We start from the raw sequence: 1634 nt of genomic DNA on the forward strand, positions 1-1634 counted from the left end.
CTTTTTCGCGACAGTAAGCGCCAAGCTCTGCCTCTGACAGGGTGGCGGTTTCGATGACCACGGCTAGCTTGGCGTCGGGCGACCATTCACTGTCGCCTGGGGTGTAACCCGGCACAGGCACTCCTTTTACTCGACACTGTTTTAACCAACTATACAGCGTCGCGTCAGAGATGCCTTCCTCTGTCGCTACCGATGCCACACTGTGATTATGGGGTGGTAACAACTTCTTCAGGACGGCTGATTTACGCTCTGCGGAATAACGTGGCACAAGGACTCCATGCCGCTCCCTCTGGATTAGATTTAGGCGATATCGCCAACCGGACAACTAGGCTGACAGAGGGGGCCTGTCGGACAGCCCTGTGAAGTGACCGCCTACCCACACAGCCGAAGGCTGAATGTATTGGGGTTCCTCAGTCGCGCTGGAAAACTGATCTACCACACCATGACCGTGTCGGTGACCACCGAGACGGTCATCTAAGCGCTTGACCAGTTTGTCGCACAGAAAAACCCCGATACCTTCGCTGTTGTAGTGCTCGACAACTCCAGCATGCATCGCTCGCAGACCTTCAGGCAAAAGGCAGTGGAGTGGACGTCACACCGTGTGCATCTGGTTTACCTGTCGGCCTACTCGCCGGAGCTGAATCTGATTGAGATACTGTGGCGCCAGATGAAATACGCATGGCTGCCGTTGAGTGCTTACCTTTCGTTTGATCACCTCTGTAAAGAGATGCACCGGCTGTTAGGAAGTTATGGAACTGATCACGCGATTAATTTTGAATAAGCACTTAGTGAAGTCTGAATTTCTAATAGATCCCATAAAATCAGATATACTATTTCTGTATTCAAGATCACGTATATCATGAACTAGGCTGAATTGTAGACGTCTGAGATCTTCTTCAATTTGATCAGTAATTTTCATATCTGATCAAGATATATGAAATAAATATTATTTTTATTATATTTTATCCAAATCTATCATTTACTTTATGAAATAGCCGTACTACACAAACCTTGCTAGAGTAGAGCGACTCAATCTGAGCCGCTACTGTTAACTATAACGTTATTCAACTAATAATTAAATTACAGCATTAGAGAAAGCTTTATGGATAAAAAGAAAATAGCTCTTTTATCAATATCTTTCTACAGCTTTAGCTATTCTGAAAATATGTTTTTAATGCCGCCTCAGTAAGTGAATAATAATTTCTCTTACCTAGAGCTTTATCAAGGATCATTTCTTTTGCGTCTAAGAAGCCCATGTCTTTTAATTTAGAAGCCCTTTTTCCTACCTTCTGATAAGTACAATCAAGTTCTTGAGCAAGCCCAGAAGGATATTGAGGGCTATCAACTTTCAAATAATTCATGAGCTGCATATCAAATTCTGGCAACAATATCTTTTCATCTGCTAACTCAATATTTACACTTGCATGCTCTATACTACAAGTACCCTGCTTGCAGGTTGGGCATAACATATCAAACATTTCAATCATTGAAAGCATTTCATAATCATGGGTTGCTTGGCAACGTAAATTATCACAAGCAATATGTTTTGCGTTATAGAGATATTCTTGTAAGATCTTAAGTGCTTCTGCATAAATTATCGCGCATAATAAACAAAGGTCCATCAGAGTAAAACT

At 42.5% G+C, this 1634-nt stretch carries 2 protein-coding genes and 1 pseudogene; 1 reads left to right on the top strand and 2 read right to left on the bottom strand.

The genetic code is table 11. From position 1 onward, the window contains the following. Window positions 1–268 (bottom strand): transposase (locus ACT3R4_RS18360; RefSeq protein ID WP_496201293.1); only part of this gene is annotated, 268 nt, incomplete at its 3' end. A 75-nt stretch (window positions 269–343) separates the two neighbouring features. Between ACT3R4_RS18360 and ACT3R4_RS18365 the strand changes: the two are divergent. Next, window positions 344–781 (top strand): annotated as a pseudogene (locus ACT3R4_RS18365) (IS630 family transposase); the annotation flags it as partial. A gap of 367 nt (window positions 782–1148) precedes the next feature. On the opposite strand, the gene ACT3R4_RS18370 reads toward ACT3R4_RS18365, so the two are convergent. Beyond that, the coding region (locus ACT3R4_RS18370; RefSeq protein WP_496201292.1) for a hypothetical protein at window positions 1149–1634 on the bottom strand (486 nt) is incomplete at its 5' end.

Source organism: Halomonas sp. AOP7-E1-9, assembly GCF_052376035.1.
GTDB classification, from domain to species: Bacteria; Pseudomonadota; Gammaproteobacteria; order Pseudomonadales; family Halomonadaceae; genus Vreelandella; species Vreelandella citrativorans.